This window comes from Shewanella sp. SG41-4 (assembly GCF_014164505.1).
Classification (GTDB): Bacteria; Pseudomonadota; Gammaproteobacteria; order Enterobacterales; family Shewanellaceae; genus Shewanella.
The window spans coordinates 1-17,170 of record NZ_JACJFI010000017.1 but is presented as its reverse complement, the minus strand read 5'-3'; the positions used below and the strand labels follow the sequence as shown (position 1 = coordinate 17,170).

The window sequence follows — 17,170 nt, the reverse complement described above, 5'->3', positions numbered from 1 at the left end:
GCCTTATATGGCTCGTTTTTTTATGCAAAAAATATTAAAAACTCATGTTAACGAATAAATAAAGCCTAAAAACAGCACTTAAAAACGTCTACAGCACACTAATTTGTACAGATATAGCCTCTTATAAACACAAATAAGCCAACATTAATCTCAATTGAACGAGTAAAATAGCCAAATACATCGCCCCATGATGATCAATACAGATGTGTAGTCATTGGAAAATACAGATAATTAGGAGTCAAGATGGCAAAAATAGCATTATTAGTAGGCACAACATTAGGCGGTTCAGAATATGTTGCCGATGAAATGGCAGCTCAACTTGCTGAGTTAGAGCATCAAACAGAGGTATTTATTGAGCCTAATATAGATGAATTAGCAGATTTTCCAGTGTGGATCCTTGTATGTTCTACTCATGGAGCAGGCGATCTTCCCGACAATATAGTACCTTTTCATAAGCAATTAATGATCGAAATACCCGATCTCAAGCATATAAAGTTTGCTTTATGTGCAATTGGTGACTCAAGTTACGATACTTTCTGCCAAGGACCTGAAAAAATAACCGCACTACTTTTACAACATGGATCTAAAGCTATTGTGGATAAGATCCAAATTGATGTTCAACGAGATCCAATACCGGAAGAACCCGCCTTAGCTTGGTTATTACAATGGCAACATCTTATTTAAGCATATATAAATCCGATCAATATCTGCATAAGTCATGATCAACTCACAGATTAGATCTAACTTATCCACAATATGTTATTTATTAGTATAAGTTTGTGGATAAGCTATTATTTTTAGCGATCATAACTCTGTACTATTCACAGTCCGATCTGCTCAATGATCACCCTTGTGGATAACTACCCGATCTATCCCCAAGTTATCTTGAGTTTGATCGCGATCAGATCACAGGTTAGTTTATCACTAAGCCCATAATTAAAAAGGAAAATATGAGTTATCAACAGAAAAGCCCGATCCTAATAATAAACATAATAAAAAGATCTATATAAAGATCTTAAGATCTATTAAGCAAACCGCATCTTGATCAATCAGTGAAAAATGATCGTTCACGTTAAGACAAGCAAGTGCTAAAATGATCCACTCGAAAACAGATTAAATTCGAATTTAACTTTCTTAGCTATCAAAGGTCAGATAATGCATTTTCATGAACGGTTTGATGTAATTGTTGTTGGTGGTGGTCATGCCGGAACTGAAGCAGCACTTGCCGCTGCAAGAATGGGCTCAAAAACATTATTGTTGACCCATAACATCGACACACTTGGGCAAATGTCTTGTAATCCTGCTATTGGCGGAATTGGCAAAGGGCATTTGGTAAAAGAAATTGATGCCTTAGGTGGCGCAATGGCAACAGCCACTGACTTTGCAGGTATTCAATTTAGAACATTAAATTCAAGCAAAGGACCAGCCGTTCGTGCAACACGTGCCCAGGCAGACAGAGCGTTATATCGTCAAAAAATCCAACATATTTTACAAAACCAACCTAATTTACGTATTTTCCAACAGGCTGTTGATGACTTAGTTGTTGAAAACGATAAAGTTGTTGGTGTTGTAACACAAATGGGTTTAGCTTTCGAAGCACCAGCAATTGTATTAACAACAGGTACATTCTTAAGTGGTAAAATCCATATAGGTATGCAGAATTACAGTGGTGGCCGCGCAGGTGATCCACCAGCAATTGCATTAGCTAATCGTTTACGTGAATTAAATATCCGTGTTGGCCGTTTAAAAACTGGAACGCCACCACGAATTGATGCTAATACCATTGATTTTACACAAATGACTGAGCAAAAAGGCGACAGACCACTACCAGTAATGTCATTTATTGGTGATGTTAGTCAGCATCCAAGACAGGTTTCATGTTTTATCACTCATACCAATGAGAAAACCCACGACATTATTCGTGGAGGACTAGATCGTAGCCCAATGTACTCAGGCGTTATAGAAGGGATCGGACCACGTTATTGCCCGTCTATCGAAGATAAAATCCATCGTTTTGCAGACAAGTCGTCACATCAGATATTTATTGAACCTGAAGGCCTAAGTACTAATGAAATTTATCCAAACGGTATCTCAACTAGTTTACCGTTTGATGTACAGTTAAATTTAGTTCGTTCAATTAAAGGCATGGAAAACGCAGAAATTATGCGTCCTGGCTATGCTATTGAATATGATTACTTTGATCCACGCGATCTTAAAAATTCATTAGAAACCAAAGCCATTGAAGGACTCTATTTCGCTGGACAAATTAATGGCACTACCGGTTACGAAGAAGCTGGAGCTCAAGGTTTACTTGCAGGGATGAATGCATCACTGCAAGTTCAAGGTAAAACGGCTTGGTGTCCACGTCGTGATGAAGCTTATTTAGGTGTTTTAGTTGACGATTTATCAACATTAGGTACAAAAGAACCGTACCGCATGTTTACCAGTCGTGCTGAATATCGATTATTGCTACGTGAAGATAATGCCGATTTACGACTAACAGAGAAAGGCCGTGAACTAGGCTTGGTTGATGATAAACGCTGGGAATCATTTATTGCCAAAAGAGAGTCGATTGAATTAGAACTTCAGCGTTTACGCAGCCAATGGGTTCACCCTAATTCAGCGTTGTTGGGTGTACTTAATCCACAATTAAACACCCCAATTTCGCGTGAAGCATCATTTGAAGATTTGCTACGCCGCCCTGAAATGGATTATGCGAAGCTAATGTCATTAGAAGGTTTTGGTCCTGGACTTGATGATCAACAAGCTGCTGAACAAGTGCAAATTCAAGTTAAGTACTCAGGTTATATTCAGCGCCAGCAAGATGAAATTGATAAAGCTATTCGTCATGAAAACTCATTATTGCCACTTGATCTGGATTATCAAGAAGTTCCAGGTCTTTCAAATGAAGTGATCGCAAAACTGAATAGTCATAAACCAGACACCGTTGGACAAGCATCGCGGATCTCAGGTATTACTCCAGCAGCAATCTCAATTTTGCTAGTACATTTGAAAAAACGAGGTTTATTGCGAAAAATCGCATAAATGTAGTTATTTTTTCAACTCAATACCACAAGGGAAGCCATAAGGCTTCCCTTAGTGCTTTTACGGCTTCATAATAACTGCCGTCTTTATCATGCAACCTACGAGGCTTTCTGTGTTATCTGCCCAACTTAAAACCTATTTAGCTGAAATGAATATGTCAGCCACGGAATTACAACAAAAACAATTAATAGGTTTTGTTGAAATGCTTGATAAATGGAATAAAGCTTATAATCTCACTGCCGTTCGCGATCCTGAGCAAATGTTAATCCGTCATGTTATGGACAGTTTAACCGTTTCTCCTTATCTTGAAGGGCAACGTTTTATTGATGTGGGAACTGGCCCTGGTTTACCTGGGATCCCGTTGGCCATTATGAATCCAGATAAGCAGTTTGTGTTATTAGACAGTTTAGGTAAACGGATCCGTTTTCAAAAACAGGTTCAATTTGAATTAAAAATTAATAACATTACTTCGGTAGAAAGTCGTGTTGAAGCTTATAACCCAGAGATTAAATTTGATGGTGTGTTAAGCCGAGCATTTGCATCGATTCAAGATATGCTCAGTTGGTGTCATCATTTACCGACAGAGAAAGGCACTTTTTATGCGTTAAAAGGCCAGTTAAATCAGCAAGAATTACAACAGATGCCAACAGGTTTTTCGTTGGTAGAAACCATTGTATTGCATGTACCAAAGTTAGATGAACAGCGACATTTATTAAAAATTGCTAAGCAATAACGTGCATTTCTTTCGCTAATTAAGCTAACCGGACATCAATAAATTTAAGACAGGATGACATTGTGGGTAAAATCATTGCCGTAGCCAACCAGAAAGGTGGCGTTGGAAAAACAACAACTTGCGTTAATTTAGCCGCATCACTTGCCGCCACAAAGCGTAAAGTGTTGTTGATCGATTTAGATCCTCAAGGTAATGCAACAATGGGCAGTGGTGTCGATAAATATGAAGTCGATAACACCGCTTATGAATTATTAGTCGAAGAAAAACCCTTTGCCGAAATAGTGATTAAAAATACTATCGGTAAATATGATTTGATCGCTGGTAATGGTGATGTCACTGCAGCTGAAATTAAATTAATGGAATTTTATGCGCGTGAGATCCGTTTACGTAACGCATTAGCACCGATCAAAGATGATTATGATTTTATCTTTATTGACTGTCCGCCATCGCTCAATATGTTAACTGTAAATGCTATGTCTGCCGCTGATTCAGTACTTGTGCCAATGCAATGCGAATATTATGCACTAGAAGGCTTAACGGCGTTAATTGAGACTATTACCAAGCTAGGCGCCATGGTTAACCCTACATTGAGCATAGAAGGCATTTTGCGGACTATGTATGATCCACGAAATCGTTTATCTAATGATGTATCAGATCAACTCAAGCAGCATTTTGGTGAGAAAGTGTATCGTACTGTCATACCGCGAAATGTTCGTTTAGCTGAAGCACCTAGTTTTGGTGCTCCTGCCATGTATTACGACAAATCAAGTGCCGGAGCCAAAGCTTATTTAGCTCTAGCAGGAGAAATAATCCGTCGTGCAGAACAGCAAACTCAACCCAAACAAGCGTAGGATACAAAAATGACCTTAAAAAAACGCGGTTTAGGTAAAGGCTTGGATGCCTTATTAAGCCACAGTAATGCTGCTAGTCGTAAAAATGATCAAGCAGAAGAGCAGCAATCAGCAACGCTTAATGACTTACTTCATCTCGATCTTGATTTATTACAGCCAGGTAAATATCAACCCCGTAAAGATATGTCGCCAGAAGCACTAGAAGAACTGGCTGAATCAATACGTGCCCAAGGTATTATACAACCTATTGTTATTCGTAAAATTTCTGCAACTAATTATGAAATTATTGCCGGAGAACGTCGTTGGCGTGCAGCTCAATTAGCCAAACTAGATAAAGTACCGTGTATTGTAAAGCAAGTCGCAGATGACGCGGCGGTCGCTATCGCGCTAATTGAGAATATTCAGCGTGAAGATTTAAATGCAATGGAAGAAGCCATTGCTTTGCAACGTTTATTAGAAGAATTTGAATTAACACACCAACAAGTCGCTGATGCTGTTGGTAAATCGCGTGTAAGTGTGTCTAATTTATTGCGTTTAAATAGCCTGAATGAGCCTGTTAAACGTTTGTTAGAAAACGGTGATATCGACATGGGCCACGCGCGGGCTTTATTGGCTATAGAAGGCGATGAACAGACAAATCTAGCTCGATTAGTAGCCTCAAAAGAAATGACTGTTCGAGAAACTGAACGATTAGTCAATAAAGCACTCAATCCGGCTAAAGACGTCGAAACACCAGCTAAAGATCATGATGTTAGTCGTTTAGAACAAGAGTTAATTGAAAGACTCGGTGCCAAGGTTTCCATCAATCATGGCAGTAAAGGTAAAGGCAAAATTGTAATAAATTACCAGAATCTAGCTGAATTAGACGGGATTTTAAGTAAAATTCGATAAAATGTGGAACAAACCGATTTCATTAGTAAGTTTGTGACAGAGGTCTAATTTAAGTTTTTGATTATTTAGCGCTGAATCGTGCGTAAAATCGTTGTTTTACTATCATCAAAGTTGCAAACAAAGCGCGAAAAGGTATACTTTGCAGGCTTTTTGAATCTTAAGGCTAGTTTAATATATTAAATTTAACATTAGGATCGCGAAAGGCAATAATGCGGAGATATGAAGTTGGGTAATGTTTTAGCGCGTCGTGGCAGGTTAGCAGCCTATAAATTAGTGCTGGTACAAGCTGCGGTCGCGAGTATTATTTCAATGCTATTTTTCGTTATGTGGGGAGCACAGTATGGCCTATCTGCACTAGCAGGTGGCGTAATTGCTGTACTTCCTAATTTTGTATTCGCAACCCTAGCTTTCTCACATAGTGGGGCAAGCTCTGCAGCAAAAGTGATTAAAAGCTTTTACTGGGGGGAAGCGGTAAAGATGCTATTAACCATTGCATTATTTTCGTTAGTGTTTATCAATCTAAAAGTTGGATTTATGCCGCTTTTTACCTGTTACTCATTAGTGTTAGTTGTACATTGGATAGCACCTTTATATTTCAAGCAAAGTTAAGTGGGATGAATCATGTCTGCAACTGGTGAAGAAATGACACAGCAGAGCTATATCCAACATCACCTTACCAATTTAACCGTTGGTGAAGGATTTTGGACTTGGAACATTGATTCGTTGCTCTTTTCGGTTGGGCTTGGAATGTTGTTCTTATGGCTGTTTTACCGTGCCGGCAAAAAAGCGACCACAGGCGTTCCTGGCAAATTTCAATGTTTTGTCGAGATCATTGTTGAGTTCGTTGATAGCAGTGTGAAAGAAACTTTTCACGGCCGCAATCCTGTTATTGCGCCTTTAGCTCTGACAATTTTCGTCTGGATTTTCATGATGAACTTCATGGATATGATCCCAGTCGATTGGTTACCTTCATTGGCTTTATTAGCTGGTGTCCCATACCTAAAAGTTGTCCCGACTACAGACGTTAACATTACCTTCAGCTTAGCTCTTGGTGTGTTTGTGCTGATTATTTATTACAGCATTAAAGTCAAAGGTGTTTCAGGTTTTGTTAAAGAACTAACTTTTCAGCCTTTTAACCATTGGGCAATGATACCCGTCAACTTATTATTAGAAACAGTGACTCTAGTTGCGAAGCCGATTTCATTGGCTCTACGACTATTTGGTAACTTGTACGCTGGTGAGTTGATATTTATCCTTATTGCATTGATGTACGGTTCTAACATGGCGTTATCTGCTCTAGGTGTAGGATTACAACTAGGTTGGTTAATTTTCCATATTTTAGTTATTACTTTACAAGCATTTATTTTCATGATGTTGACCATTGTTTATTTAAGCATGGCGCATGAAGATCATTAAGGGTAACCGAAAAATTTTTTGACCTAAATCATTAATAACAACGATTTAGAATATTGGAGATAGATATGGAAACTGTATTAGGAATGACGGCAATTGCTGTTGCTCTACTCATTGGTATGGGTGCATTAGGAACAGCTATTGGTTTCGGCCTTTTAGGTGGAAAGTTTTTAGAAGGTGCAGCTCGTCAGCCAGAAATGGCGCCTATGTTACAAGTTAAAATGTTCATCGTAGCGGGTCTTTTAGATGCCGTAACTATGATTGGTGTAGGTATTGCGCTATTTATGCTGTTTACTAACCCATTGGGTGCAATGCTTTAACTAATGCTTCTGTCTTTAATCTAACTAGGAGGCTGTTGTGAATTTCAACGCTACCCTATTCGGTCAGACGGTTGCCTTTATTCTCTTCGTGTGGTTTTGCATGAAGTTTGTATGGCCTCCGTTGATGAATGCCATCGAAGAACGCCAGAAGAAAATTGCTGATGGTCTGGCTGATGCCGGCCGTGCAGCAAAAGATCTAGAGTTAGCACAAATTAAAGCTACTGAGCAACTAAAAGAAGCAAAAGTAACTGCCAACGAAATTATTGAGCAAGCTAATAAGCGTAAGGCTCAAATCGTTGAAGAAGCTAAAGTTGAAGCACAAACTGAGCGAGCTAAAATTATCGCCCAGGGTCAAGCAGAAATTGAAAACGAACGTAATCGCGTAAAAGATGATTTGCGTAAGCAAGTTGCTCTACTAGCAATAGCTGGTGCAGAGAAAATTCTTGAACGCGTGATAGATCCAGAAGCCCACAGTGACATAGTTAATAAACTTGTTGCTGAAATTTGATTAAGGGAGTTGAGTTATGGCTGAATTAAGCACCATCGCTCGCCCTTACGCAAAGGCAGCTTTTGATTTTGCTGTTGAGCATAAAGCAGTAGAAAGTTGGACAGAAATGTTAACTTTCGCTTCATTGGTAAGTGAAAACGAATCAATAAAGCCATTGCTTAATGGTACTCTTGCGAGTACACAACTTGCCTCACTGTTTATAAAAGTATGCGGTGAGCAAGTCAATGAGCAAGGTCAAAACCTGATAAAGGTAATGGCTGAAAACGGTCGTTTAGGGATACTGTCAACAGTATCGCTACTTTTTGCTGAATACCGTAATGAGTGGGCAAAAGAAGTTGAGGCCGATGTGGTTTCTGCTACTGAGCTAAGCTCTGAGCAACAGCAGCAAATTAGTGTTTCTTTAGAGAAACGTCTCGCACGCAAAGTTAAGCTGAATTGCAGCATCGACGCATCGCTTATTGGCGGTGTAATTATTAAATCAGGCGACCTAGTCATTGATGGCTCGGTAAGCGGTAAGTTATCGCGTTTGTCTGAAAAGCTGCAGTCGTAATTGGGAGTTTGAGCATGCAACTGAATTCCACTGAAATCAGCGATCTGATTAAGCAGCGGATCCAGCAGTTCGACGTCGTTAGTGAAGCTCGCAACGAAGGTACAATCGTTGCAGTAAGTGACGGCATCATTCGCATTAACGGCCTAGCCGATGTAATGCAAGGTGAAATGATCGAACTGCCTGGTGGCTGTTTTGCAATCGCGTTGAATTTAGAACGTGATTCTGTCGGCGCCGTAGTAATGGGGCCTTATGCTAATTTAGCAGAAGGTGATAAAGTAAGAACCACAGGTCGAATTCTTGAAGTACCTGTGGGTCGTGGTCTACTTGGCCGCGTTGTTAACACTCTAGGTGAGCCTATTGACGGAAAAGGACCTATCGAAAACGATGGTTTCTCTCCTGTTGAAGTGATTGCCCCTGGTGTTATTGAACGTAAGTCAGTATCACAACCAATTCAAACTGGTTATAAAGCCGTTGATGCCATGATCCCTATTGGTCGTGGTCAACGTGAATTGATTATTGGTGACCGTCAGACTGGTAAAACAGCGATGGCAATCGATGCAATTATCAACCAGAAAGAATCAGGCATTAAGTGTGTCTATGTAGCCATTGGTCAGAAAGCTTCTACCATCGCAAACGTAGTACGTAAGCTTGAAGAACATGGTGCATTAGCTAACACTATTGTTGTTGTTGCATCAGCTTCTGAAGCTGCAGCACTGCAATATTTAGCGCCATATTCTGGTTGTTCTATGGGTGAATACTTCCGTGACCGCGGTGAAGATTCTTTAATCGTATATGATGATTTGTCTAAGCAAGCAGTTGCTTACCGTCAAATTTCATTACTATTGAAGCGTCCACCAGGACGTGAAGCATACCCAGGTGATGTTTTTTATCTACACTCTCGTTTATTAGAGCGTGCTTCACGCGTAAACGTGAATTATGTAGAAAAGTTCACTAAAGGTGCAGTAACAGGCAAAACGGGTTCGTTAACCGCTTTACCTATTATTGAAACCCAAGCTGGTGATGTATCAGCGTTCGTACCGACTAACGTAATTTCTATTACAGATGGTCAAATCTTCCTTGAAACTGATTTGTTTAACTCAGGACTACGTCCAGCAGTTAACCCAGGTATTTCAGTTTCTCGTGTTGGTGGTGCTGCGCAGACTAAAATCATCAAGAAACTGTCAGGTGGTATTCGTACTGCACTTGCACAGTATCGAGAGCTTGCTGCGTTCTCACAGTTTGCATCTGATTTAGATGATGCAACTCGTGCTCAACTTGAGCATGGTGAGCGTGTAACCGAATTAATGAAGCAAAAGCAATATGCTCCTATGAGCGTTGCTGCCCAGTCTGTGTCTATTTTCGCAGCTGAAAAAGGCTACCTTAAAGGTGTTGCTTTAAATGAAATCGGTCGCTTCGAGGCCTCTCTGCTTTCATACATGAACAGTCAACATGCTGACCTAATGAACACCATCAATGCTACTGGCGATTATAACGCTGATATCGAAGGTGAGTTAAAGGCAGGCATGGACAAGTTCATTGAAACCCAAACCTGGTAATAATGAACACGGGGTGTCATTAGGCACCTCAGGTCCCAGATTGGAGAGTAGAGATGGCCAGCGCTAAAGAGATTAAAACCAAGATCGCGAGTGTTAAAAATACTCAGAAGATCACTTCCGCTATGGAAATGGTAGCCGCCAGCAAAATGCGCAGAGCGCAGGAACGCATGGCAGCAAGCCGTCCATATGCAGAAAATATGCGTAAGGTGATCGGTCACGTAGCGCAAGGTACTCTCGAGTATAAACACCCCTATTTAGAGGTGAGAGATGCCAAGCGGGTTGGTTACATTGTTGTAGCAACCGACCGTGGCCTTTGTGGTGGTTTGAACGTCAACCTCTTTAAAAAGGTTGTGTCAGACGTTAAAAAATGGAAAGAACAAGGTGCAGACGTTGAGTTTTGCCCAATTGGTGCCCGTTCTGTTCAGTTTTTTAAAAGCTTTGGTGGTGAAGTATCCGCCCATGCATCAGGTTTAGGCGACGCGCCAAAACTTGTTGATTTGATTGGCACAGTACGTGTCATGTTAAAAGCTTACAACGAAGGTAAATTGGATCGTCTGTACATTGTTTTTAACAAGTTTGTTAATACAATGACCCAGACTCCGGTGATCGAACAGCTGCTACCTTTACCTAAGTCAGATGAAGAAGTAGCTAGTTATCCTTGGGATTATATTTACGAGCCAGATCCAAAAGAAGTTTTGGACTTATTGTTAACTCGTTATGTAGAGTCTCAAGTATATCAAGGTGTTGTTGAAAATATTGCCTCTGAACAAGCTGCCCGTATGGTAGCTATGAAGGCGGCAACAGACAACGCTGGCGAAATGATCGATGATTTGCAACTCGTCTACAACAAGGCTCGTCAGGCTGCGATTACGCAAGAACTGTCGGAAATTGTTTCAGGCGCTGCAGCGGTTTAGGTTTAGGTAACGAAATCAAGTTTAGAGGATTAATCATGAGCACAGGTACTGTTGTCCAAGTAATTGGCGCGGTTGTGGACGTAGAGTTTCCACAAGATTCTGTACCTCGAGTATATGACGCTCTGAAGATCACTGGTGAAGGCGCCTGTAATGGTTTGGTGCTGGAAGTTCAGCAGCAACTAGGTGGTGGTGTTGTTCGTACCATCGCTATGGGTTCTTCTGATGGTCTGCGTCGTGGTCTAGAGGTAGCAAACTCAGGTTCACCAATTACTGTTCCGGTAGGGGTTGCAACCCTTGGCCGTATTATGAACGTATTGGGTGAGCCTATCGATGAAGCGGGTCCTATCGGTGAAGAAGAACGTTATGTTATTCACCGTGCAGCCCCTTCATACGAAGATCAGTCAAATTCAACTGAGCTGTTAGAGACGGGTATCAAGGTTATTGACCTTGTTTGTCCTTTCGCTAAAGGTGGTAAAGTCGGTCTGTTCGGTGGTGCTGGTGTTGGTAAAACAGTCAACATGATGGAACTGATTAACAACATCGCTAAAGCTCACTCTGGTCTTTCTGTTTTCGCTGGTGTTGGTGAGCGTACCCGTGAGGGTAACGACTTCTACTACGAGATGGAAGATTCAGGCGTATTAGACAAAGTAGCCATGGTTTATGGTCAGATGAACGAGCCTCCAGGTAACCGTTTACGCGTAGCGTTAACTGGCCTGAGTATCGCTGAAAAGTTCCGTGATGAAGGTCGTGACGTATTGTTGTTCGTGGACAACATTTACCGTTACACCCTAGCGGGTACTGAAGTGTCTGCACTATTAGGTCGTATGCCTTCTGCAGTAGGTTATCAGCCAACACTAGCTGAAGAGATGGGTGTTCTTCAAGAACGTATCACTTCAACTAAGTCTGGTTCGATTACTTCTGTACAAGCAGTATATGTACCTGCGGATGACTTAACTGATCCGTCACCAGCTACAACCTTCGCTCACTTAGATGCGACTGTTGTATTGTCTCGTCAAATTGCTTCTTTGGGTATTTACCCAGCCGTTGACCCATTGGATTCGACTTCACGTCAATTAGATCCACAGGTTGTTGGTCAAGAGCATTATGATGTTGCAAACGGTGTACAAACTGTATTACAGCGTTATAAAGAGCTGAAAGACATTATTGCTATCTTGGGTATGGATGAATTGTCAGATGATGACAAAACCATGGTATTCCGAGCACGTAAGATTGAGCGTTTCTTATCTCAACCTTTCTTCGTAGCAGAAGTCTTCACTGGTTCTCCAGGTAAGTACGTTTCTCTTAAAGACACCATTCGTGGCTTCAAGGGTATCTTGGAAGGTGAGTTCGATCACATCCCAGAGCAAGCGTTCTACATGGTTGGCTCAATCGATGAAGCTGTCGAAAAAGCTAACAAAAAGAAATAACTAGGCCGTAAAGCTTAGTTCTTTAAGGAGAACTTGATGGCAGCCAAAACAGTCCAACTTGATATTGTTAGTGCCGAAAACAGCATCTTCCATGGCCAAGTTAGCTTTTTAGAAGTTAATGGTGCTGAAGGTGAGTTAGGTATTATGCCTAACCATGTTGCGTTACTGACAAAAATCAAGCCTGGTATGGCGCGCTTTATCAAGCAAGATGGCAGTGAAGAAGTGTTGTATTTATCAGGTGGTTTACTTGAAGTACAACCGACTGCAATTTCAGTGCTTGCTGATGTAGCATTACGTGCCGATGATATTGATGAGAAAGCTGCTTTAGAAGCCAAAGAACGTGCAGAGCAAGCAATTGCTAATGCCGGTTCTGACTTCAATTATGAAGCTGCTGCAATCGAATTAGCCAAATCTATGGCTCAATTACGTGTTGTTGAATGCATCAAGAAAAATATCACCAGATAATCTGATTATTTGACGCTTAAAAGGCGGCTCTAACGAGTCGCCTTTTTTATTGCCTATTACTGGCTAACTTAGCGCCTTTGTTTTCCCTTTGGTTGATATTCCGCTAAAATGACCGCAAATCTCTATCTGTTCAATAAAGGAATGCTCAATGTCGTTAAATGTTGTGATCTTAGCTGCAGGAAAAGGAACTCGGATGCGCTCAGATCTGCCTAAAGTGCTGCATCCCATTGCCCATAAAAGTATGGTGCAACACGTTATCGATACTGCCAATTCTTTAGGTTCATCGGCTATTCAGTTAGTGTATGGCTATGGTGCAGATAAATTACAAGCGGCTTTAGGTGAGCAAGCATTAAATTGGGTATTGCAAGCAGAACAACTCGGTACCGGCCATGCCGTTGCCCAAGCTAACCCAAATATTAACGACGACGATACAGTATTGATTCTTTATGGTGATGTGCCGCTAATTCAACAATCGACCTTAGAAGCTTTATTGGCTGTTCGTCCTACTAATGGTCTTGCTATTTTGACGGTTAATTTACCTAACCCTACCGGTTATGGTCGTATCGTTCGTGAACAGGGTAAAGTAGTAGGAATTATTGAACAAAAAGATGCTAACGCTGAGCAGTTAGCTATTAACGAAGTGAACACCGGCATTATGGCGGTACCCGGTAAGCAGTTAAAAGCATGGTTAAATCGTTTATCTAATAATAATGCTCAAGGCGAATACTATTTAACTGACATTATCGCGATGGCTAATGCTGATGGTGTTGAAATTACCACCTCACAACCACAATCTGCTATCGAAGTCGAAGGCGCTAATAACCGCGTACAACTTGCGCAGTTAGAGCGAGCTTACCAAGCCCGTGCTGCAGAAAAAATGATGCTTGAAGGCGCTAATTTACGCGACCCTGCTCGTATTGATATTCGTGGTGACGTGACTGTTGGTATGGATGTGATGATTGACGTTAACGTTATTTTTCAAGGTAAAGTCACCTTAGGTAATAACGTGACAATTGGAGCTGGCGCGATTTTGATTGATTGCGACATTGCCGATAATGCAGAAATTAAACCTTATACAATCGTTGAAGGCGCTAAGCTTGGACACGCTGCCAGTGCTGGACCTTTTGCTCGTTTACGCCCAGGGGCAGAGCTTAAAGAAGATGCTCATATTGGTAACTTTGTTGAAATTAAAAAGAGTGTATTAGGTAAAGGTTCTAAAGCTGGTCATTTAGCCTATTTAGGCGATGCACAAATTGGTGCAGGGGTTAATATCGGTGCCGGTACTATTACCTGTAACTATGATGGTGCTAATAAGTTTATTACTACCATTGAAGATGGCGTATTCGTCGGTAGTGATACTCAGTTAATTGCACCTGTTACCATAGGTAAAAATGCAACTTTAGGCGCTGGCTCAACTATCACCAGAGATGTTGCTGAAAATGAACTGGTCATTACTCGTGTTAAACAACGCCATATTACCGGTTGGCAACGTCCTGTTAAAATAAAAAAATAAGCTTAAATATTCTAAAATCTAAAAGCCTCTGCAGATTTCAGAGGTTTTTTTGTACTTTTATTTCAACTTTTGAGCGATAAACTCTAGATAAAGTTTCATTTGATGCTAAAATATCTTTCGCTTCGAAACTTATGTGAAAGATATTAAGCTTAATGACTAAACGTAACACCCAACAACGTCGCCATTCGATCATCAAATTGGTTAATGAACAAGGCGAAGTCAGTGTCGATGAACTGGCTACTCTATTTGCCACATCTGAAGTCACTATTCGCAAAGACTTAGCCATGCTTGAAACTCATGGGCTATTGTTACGACGTTATGGTGGGGCGGTGCCTTTACCTCAAGAAATGACTCAAATTACCAATGATAAACTGTCTTTAAACAAGCAAGCGATTGCCGCTAAAGCCGCTGAGTTGATCCGCGACCATAACCGGATCATCATCGACAGTGGTAGCACTACATCCGGAATTGTTCAGCAGCTTAATGACAAGCGCGGCTTGGTGGTGATGACTAATTCACTGCAATTGGCAAACGCCATTCATGAACTTGAAAATGAGCCGACATTATTGATGACCGGTGGCACCTGGGACCCTCATTCAGAGTCTTTTCAGGGCCAAGTAGCAGAACAAGTATTGCGGTCATATAATTTCGATCAACTTTTTATCGGTGCCGATGGTATCGATTTGGATCGTGGCACTACCACATTTAACGAACTAACCGGCTTAAGTAAAGTAATGGCTGAAATGTCTCGTGAAGTGGTAGTGCTATTAGAGTCGACTAAAATTGGACGGCGGATCCCTAATCTAGAATTACCTTGGGATGTGGTTAATGTCTTAGTTACCGACGACAACATCACCCAAGAAGCCGTTAACACTATTTCAGCGCATGGCGTCAGAGTCATACTCGCGCCATACACTAAGTAAACAAAATTAAATTGAAACAGTAAAGGAAACAACTAACATGTGTGGAATCGTAGGCGCAGTAGCGCAAAGGGATGTTGCAGAAATTTTAGTAGAGGGCTTACGTCGTCTAGAATACCGTGGTTATGACTCAGCGGGTGTTGCTGTTATCCATCAAGGTGAGTTAAGCCGTACTCGCCGCGTTGGTAAAGTACAAGAGTTGTCGTCTGCACTAGATGCTGCACCGTTAAGTGGTGGCACTGGTATTGCCCATACTCGTTGGGCTACTCATGGTGAGCCAAGCGAACGCAATGCGCATCCACATTTATCTGAAGGTGATATTGCCGTTGTTCATAATGGTATTATTGAAAACCACAGTAAATTGCGTGAGATGCTAAAAGGTTTAGGTTACGTATTTTCATCTGACACAGACACCGAAGTTATTTGTCATCTTGTTCATCATGAACTAAAGACTGCTGCTACCTTATTAGTGGCAGTACAAGCGACAGTAAAACAGCTTGAAGGTGCCTACGGTACAGTTGTTATCGACCGTCGTGATAGCGAACGCATGGTTGTTGCCCGTAGCGGTAGCCCATTAGTCATTGGTTATGGTTTAGGTGAAAACTTTGTTGCCTCAGATCAATTAGCATTACTACCTGTAACGCGCTCATTTGCCTTTTTAGAAGAAGGCGATGTCGCCGAAATTACGCGCCGTGAAGTTAAAATTTTTGATATTAATGGCAACGCCGTTGAGCGCGAAATGAAAGAGTCGGAAGTGACTCATGATGCGGGTGACAAAGGCGAATACCGTCATTACATGTTAAAAGAGATTTATGAGCAACCAACCGCCATTGCACATACTTTAGAAGGTCGTATTGCGGGTGGTAAGGTTTTAGATTCAGCCTTTGGTGAAAATGCCGCTGAATTTTTAAAAGACATTAAACACGTGCAAATCATTGCCTGTGGTACCAGTTACCATGCTGGTATGGCTGCGCGTTACTGGTTAGAAGATTGGGCTGGCGTATCATGTAACGTCGAAATTGCATCTGAATTCCGTTACCGCAAGTCGCACCTGTTCCCAAATAGCTTATTAGTGACGATTTCACAATCTGGTGAAACAGCGGATACGTTAGCTGCAATGCGCCTAGCAAAAGAAATGGGCTACAAAGCCACCTTAACTATCTGTAACTCAGCTGGTTCATCGTTAGTGCGTGAATCTGACATGGCTTACATGATGAAAGCTGGCGTAGAAATTGGTGTTGCATCAACTAAAGCCTTTACTGTACAACTTGCTGGCTTGTTAATGTTAACAACAGTTATTGGTCGTCATAATGGCATGTCCAGCGATATGGAAGCCGCTATTACTCAAAGCTTGTTATCAATGCCAGCTAAAGTGGAACAAGCGCTTGGCTTAAATGATGCAATTGCAGAATTAGCAGAAGACTTTGCCGACAAGCAACATGCATTATTCTTAGGTCGTGGTGATCAATACCCAATCGCGATGGAAGGTGCATTAAAGCTAAAAGAGATTTCATATATTCACGCAGAAGCATACGCATCTGGTGAGTTAAAGCACGGTCCATTAGCTTTGATTGATGCCGATATGCCAGTTATCGTGGTTGCACCGAACAATGAATTACTCGAAAAGCTTAAATCAAACGTTGAAGAAGTGCGTGCTCGTGGCGGACTAATGTATGTGTTCGCCGATGTGGATGCTGAGTTTGAATCGGATGACACCATGAAAGTTATCCAGGTACCACATTGTGATCAGTTCATGGCACCGTTGATCTACACTATTCCATTACAATTATTGTCATATCATGTGGCATTAATTAAAGGTACCGATGTAGACCAACCACGTAACCTCGCAAAAAGCGTAACTGTTGAGTAAGTTGTTGATTATATTGTTTTTTATAAAAACTCGATAACGTTAGAATTAGAAAAAAACAAGCGCGTGACTTAATGCCGATCAGTTAAGCGGTAAAACGAGAAAATTTAACTGATCGGTTGACCGATCTTTCTAGTCTGCGAAAATCCGATAATCTTTATTATCGGATTTTTTTATGGAACTTTCAGAAGCCCTTG

Annotated in this window: 17 protein-coding genes; all 17 read left to right on the top strand. The window is 41.2% G+C overall.

Going from position 1 to position 17,170, the window contains the following annotated elements; genetic code table 11:
* Positions 1 to 243 precede the first annotated feature (243 nt).
* The 17 genes from mioC (at position 244) to glmS (ending at position 16,976) form a co-directional block, all read left to right on the top strand.
* The gene (mioC, locus tag H5202_RS03270) at positions 244 to 684 is read left to right on the top strand and encodes an FMN-binding protein MioC (protein WP_182770784.1); all 441 of its coding nucleotides are present in this window, start codon (positions 244 to 246) and stop codon (positions 682 to 684) included.
* Positions 685 to 1,155: 471 nt separating this feature from the next.
* Positions 1,156 to 3,045, top strand: a complete 1,890-nt coding sequence (mnmG, locus tag H5202_RS03265) for a tRNA uridine-5-carboxymethylaminomethyl(34) synthesis enzyme MnmG (protein WP_182770783.1) — start codon at positions 1,156 to 1,158, stop codon at positions 3,043 to 3,045.
* Between the two features lie 112 nt (positions 3,046 to 3,157).
* Complete coding sequence (gene rsmG / locus H5202_RS03260; RefSeq protein ID WP_182770782.1) at positions 3,158 to 3,778, top strand: 16S rRNA (guanine(527)-N(7))-methyltransferase RsmG; 621 nt, start codon at positions 3,158 to 3,160, stop codon at positions 3,776 to 3,778.
* Between the two features lie 62 nt (positions 3,779 to 3,840).
* Entirely contained in the window at positions 3,841 to 4,629 is a 789-nt protein-coding gene (locus tag H5202_RS03255) for an AAA family ATPase (protein ID WP_182770781.1), read from the top strand.
* 9 nt (positions 4,630 to 4,638) lie between these two features.
* Positions 4,639 to 5,520, top strand: a complete 882-nt coding sequence (locus H5202_RS03250; protein ID WP_182770780.1) for a ParB/RepB/Spo0J family partition protein — start codon at positions 4,639 to 4,641, stop codon at positions 5,518 to 5,520.
* Positions 5,521 to 5,745: 225 nt separating this feature from the next.
* Positions 5,746 to 6,129 carry an ATP synthase subunit I gene (locus H5202_RS03245; protein WP_182770797.1) on the top strand — a complete coding sequence of 128 codons (384 nt, stop codon included), beginning with the start codon at positions 5,746 to 5,748 and terminating at the stop codon, positions 6,127 to 6,129.
* A 12-nt stretch (positions 6,130 to 6,141) separates the two neighbouring features.
* Positions 6,142 to 6,936, top strand: coding sequence for a F0F1 ATP synthase subunit A (gene atpB, locus H5202_RS03240; protein ID WP_124729122.1), 795 nt, complete (start codon positions 6,142 to 6,144; stop codon positions 6,934 to 6,936).
* A 65-nt stretch (positions 6,937 to 7,001) separates the two neighbouring features.
* Positions 7,002 to 7,253, top strand: coding sequence for a F0F1 ATP synthase subunit C (atpE, locus tag H5202_RS03235; protein WP_011639455.1), 252 nt, complete (start codon positions 7,002 to 7,004; stop codon positions 7,251 to 7,253).
* Between the two features lie 37 nt (positions 7,254 to 7,290).
* Complete coding sequence (gene atpF / locus H5202_RS03230) at positions 7,291 to 7,761, top strand: F0F1 ATP synthase subunit B (RefSeq protein WP_101087350.1); 471 nt, start codon at positions 7,291 to 7,293, stop codon at positions 7,759 to 7,761.
* A gap of 16 nt (positions 7,762 to 7,777) precedes the next feature.
* Positions 7,778 to 8,311: a F0F1 ATP synthase subunit delta gene (atpH, locus tag H5202_RS03225; protein WP_101087349.1), complete on the top strand. Its 534-nt coding sequence runs from the start codon at positions 7,778 to 7,780 to the stop codon at positions 8,309 to 8,311.
* A gap of 14 nt (positions 8,312 to 8,325) precedes the next feature.
* Complete coding sequence (atpA, locus tag H5202_RS03220) at positions 8,326 to 9,867, top strand: F0F1 ATP synthase subunit alpha (protein WP_182770779.1); 1,542 nt, start codon at positions 8,326 to 8,328, stop codon at positions 9,865 to 9,867.
* 53 nt (positions 9,868 to 9,920) lie between these two features.
* The gene (gene atpG, locus H5202_RS03215; RefSeq protein WP_101087347.1) at positions 9,921 to 10,781 is read left to right on the top strand and encodes a F0F1 ATP synthase subunit gamma; all 861 of its coding nucleotides are present in this window, start codon (positions 9,921 to 9,923) and stop codon (positions 10,779 to 10,781) included.
* Between the two features lie 35 nt (positions 10,782 to 10,816).
* The gene (gene atpD / locus H5202_RS03210) at positions 10,817 to 12,208 is read left to right on the top strand and encodes a F0F1 ATP synthase subunit beta (RefSeq protein ID WP_101087346.1); all 1,392 of its coding nucleotides are present in this window, start codon (positions 10,817 to 10,819) and stop codon (positions 12,206 to 12,208) included.
* A gap of 36 nt (positions 12,209 to 12,244) precedes the next feature.
* Positions 12,245 to 12,673, top strand: coding sequence for a F0F1 ATP synthase subunit epsilon (locus tag H5202_RS03205; protein ID WP_123882273.1), 429 nt, complete (start codon positions 12,245 to 12,247; stop codon positions 12,671 to 12,673).
* A gap of 148 nt (positions 12,674 to 12,821) precedes the next feature.
* Entirely contained in the window at positions 12,822 to 14,186 is a 1,365-nt protein-coding gene (gene glmU / locus H5202_RS03200; RefSeq protein WP_182770778.1) for a bifunctional UDP-N-acetylglucosamine diphosphorylase/glucosamine-1-phosphate N-acetyltransferase GlmU, read from the top strand.
* A gap of 152 nt (positions 14,187 to 14,338) precedes the next feature.
* Positions 14,339 to 15,109 carry a DeoR/GlpR family DNA-binding transcription regulator gene (locus H5202_RS03195; protein ID WP_182770777.1) on the top strand — a complete coding sequence of 257 codons (771 nt, stop codon included), beginning with the start codon at positions 14,339 to 14,341 and terminating at the stop codon, positions 15,107 to 15,109.
* Between the two features lie 37 nt (positions 15,110 to 15,146).
* Positions 15,147 to 16,976 (top strand): glutamine--fructose-6-phosphate transaminase (isomerizing), encoded by a 1,830-nt coding sequence (gene glmS, locus H5202_RS03190; RefSeq protein ID WP_182770776.1) that lies wholly within the window; start codon positions 15,147 to 15,149, stop codon positions 16,974 to 16,976.
* Positions 16,977 to 17,170 lie beyond the last annotated feature (194 nt).

Coding starts and splice junctions, on each gene's coding strand:
- atpE (WP_011639455.1), top strand. CDS start 7,002: ATGGAAACTGTATTAGGAATGACGGCAATTGCTGTTGCTCTACTCATT.
- H5202_RS03205 (WP_123882273.1), top strand. CDS start 12,245: ATGGCAGCCAAAACAGTCCAACTTGATATTGTTAGTGCCGAAAACAGC.
- H5202_RS03250 (WP_182770780.1), top strand. CDS start 4,639: ATGACCTTAAAAAAACGCGGTTTAGGTAAAGGCTTGGATGCCTTATTA.
- glmU (WP_182770778.1), top strand. CDS start 12,822: ATGTCGTTAAATGTTGTGATCTTAGCTGCAGGAAAAGGAACTCGGATG.
- mnmG (WP_182770783.1), top strand. CDS start 1,156: ATGCATTTTCATGAACGGTTTGATGTAATTGTTGTTGGTGGTGGTCAT.
- atpB (WP_124729122.1), top strand. CDS start 6,142: ATGTCTGCAACTGGTGAAGAAATGACACAGCAGAGCTATATCCAACAT.
- mioC (WP_182770784.1), top strand. CDS start 244: ATGGCAAAAATAGCATTATTAGTAGGCACAACATTAGGCGGTTCAGAA.
- atpA (WP_182770779.1), top strand. CDS start 8,326: ATGCAACTGAATTCCACTGAAATCAGCGATCTGATTAAGCAGCGGATC.
- atpG (WP_101087347.1), top strand. CDS start 9,921: ATGGCCAGCGCTAAAGAGATTAAAACCAAGATCGCGAGTGTTAAAAAT.
- glmS (WP_182770776.1), top strand. CDS start 15,147: ATGTGTGGAATCGTAGGCGCAGTAGCGCAAAGGGATGTTGCAGAAATT.
- H5202_RS03195 (WP_182770777.1), top strand. CDS start 14,339: ATGACTAAACGTAACACCCAACAACGTCGCCATTCGATCATCAAATTG.
- atpH (WP_101087349.1), top strand. CDS start 7,778: ATGGCTGAATTAAGCACCATCGCTCGCCCTTACGCAAAGGCAGCTTTT.
- atpD (WP_101087346.1), top strand. CDS start 10,817: ATGAGCACAGGTACTGTTGTCCAAGTAATTGGCGCGGTTGTGGACGTA.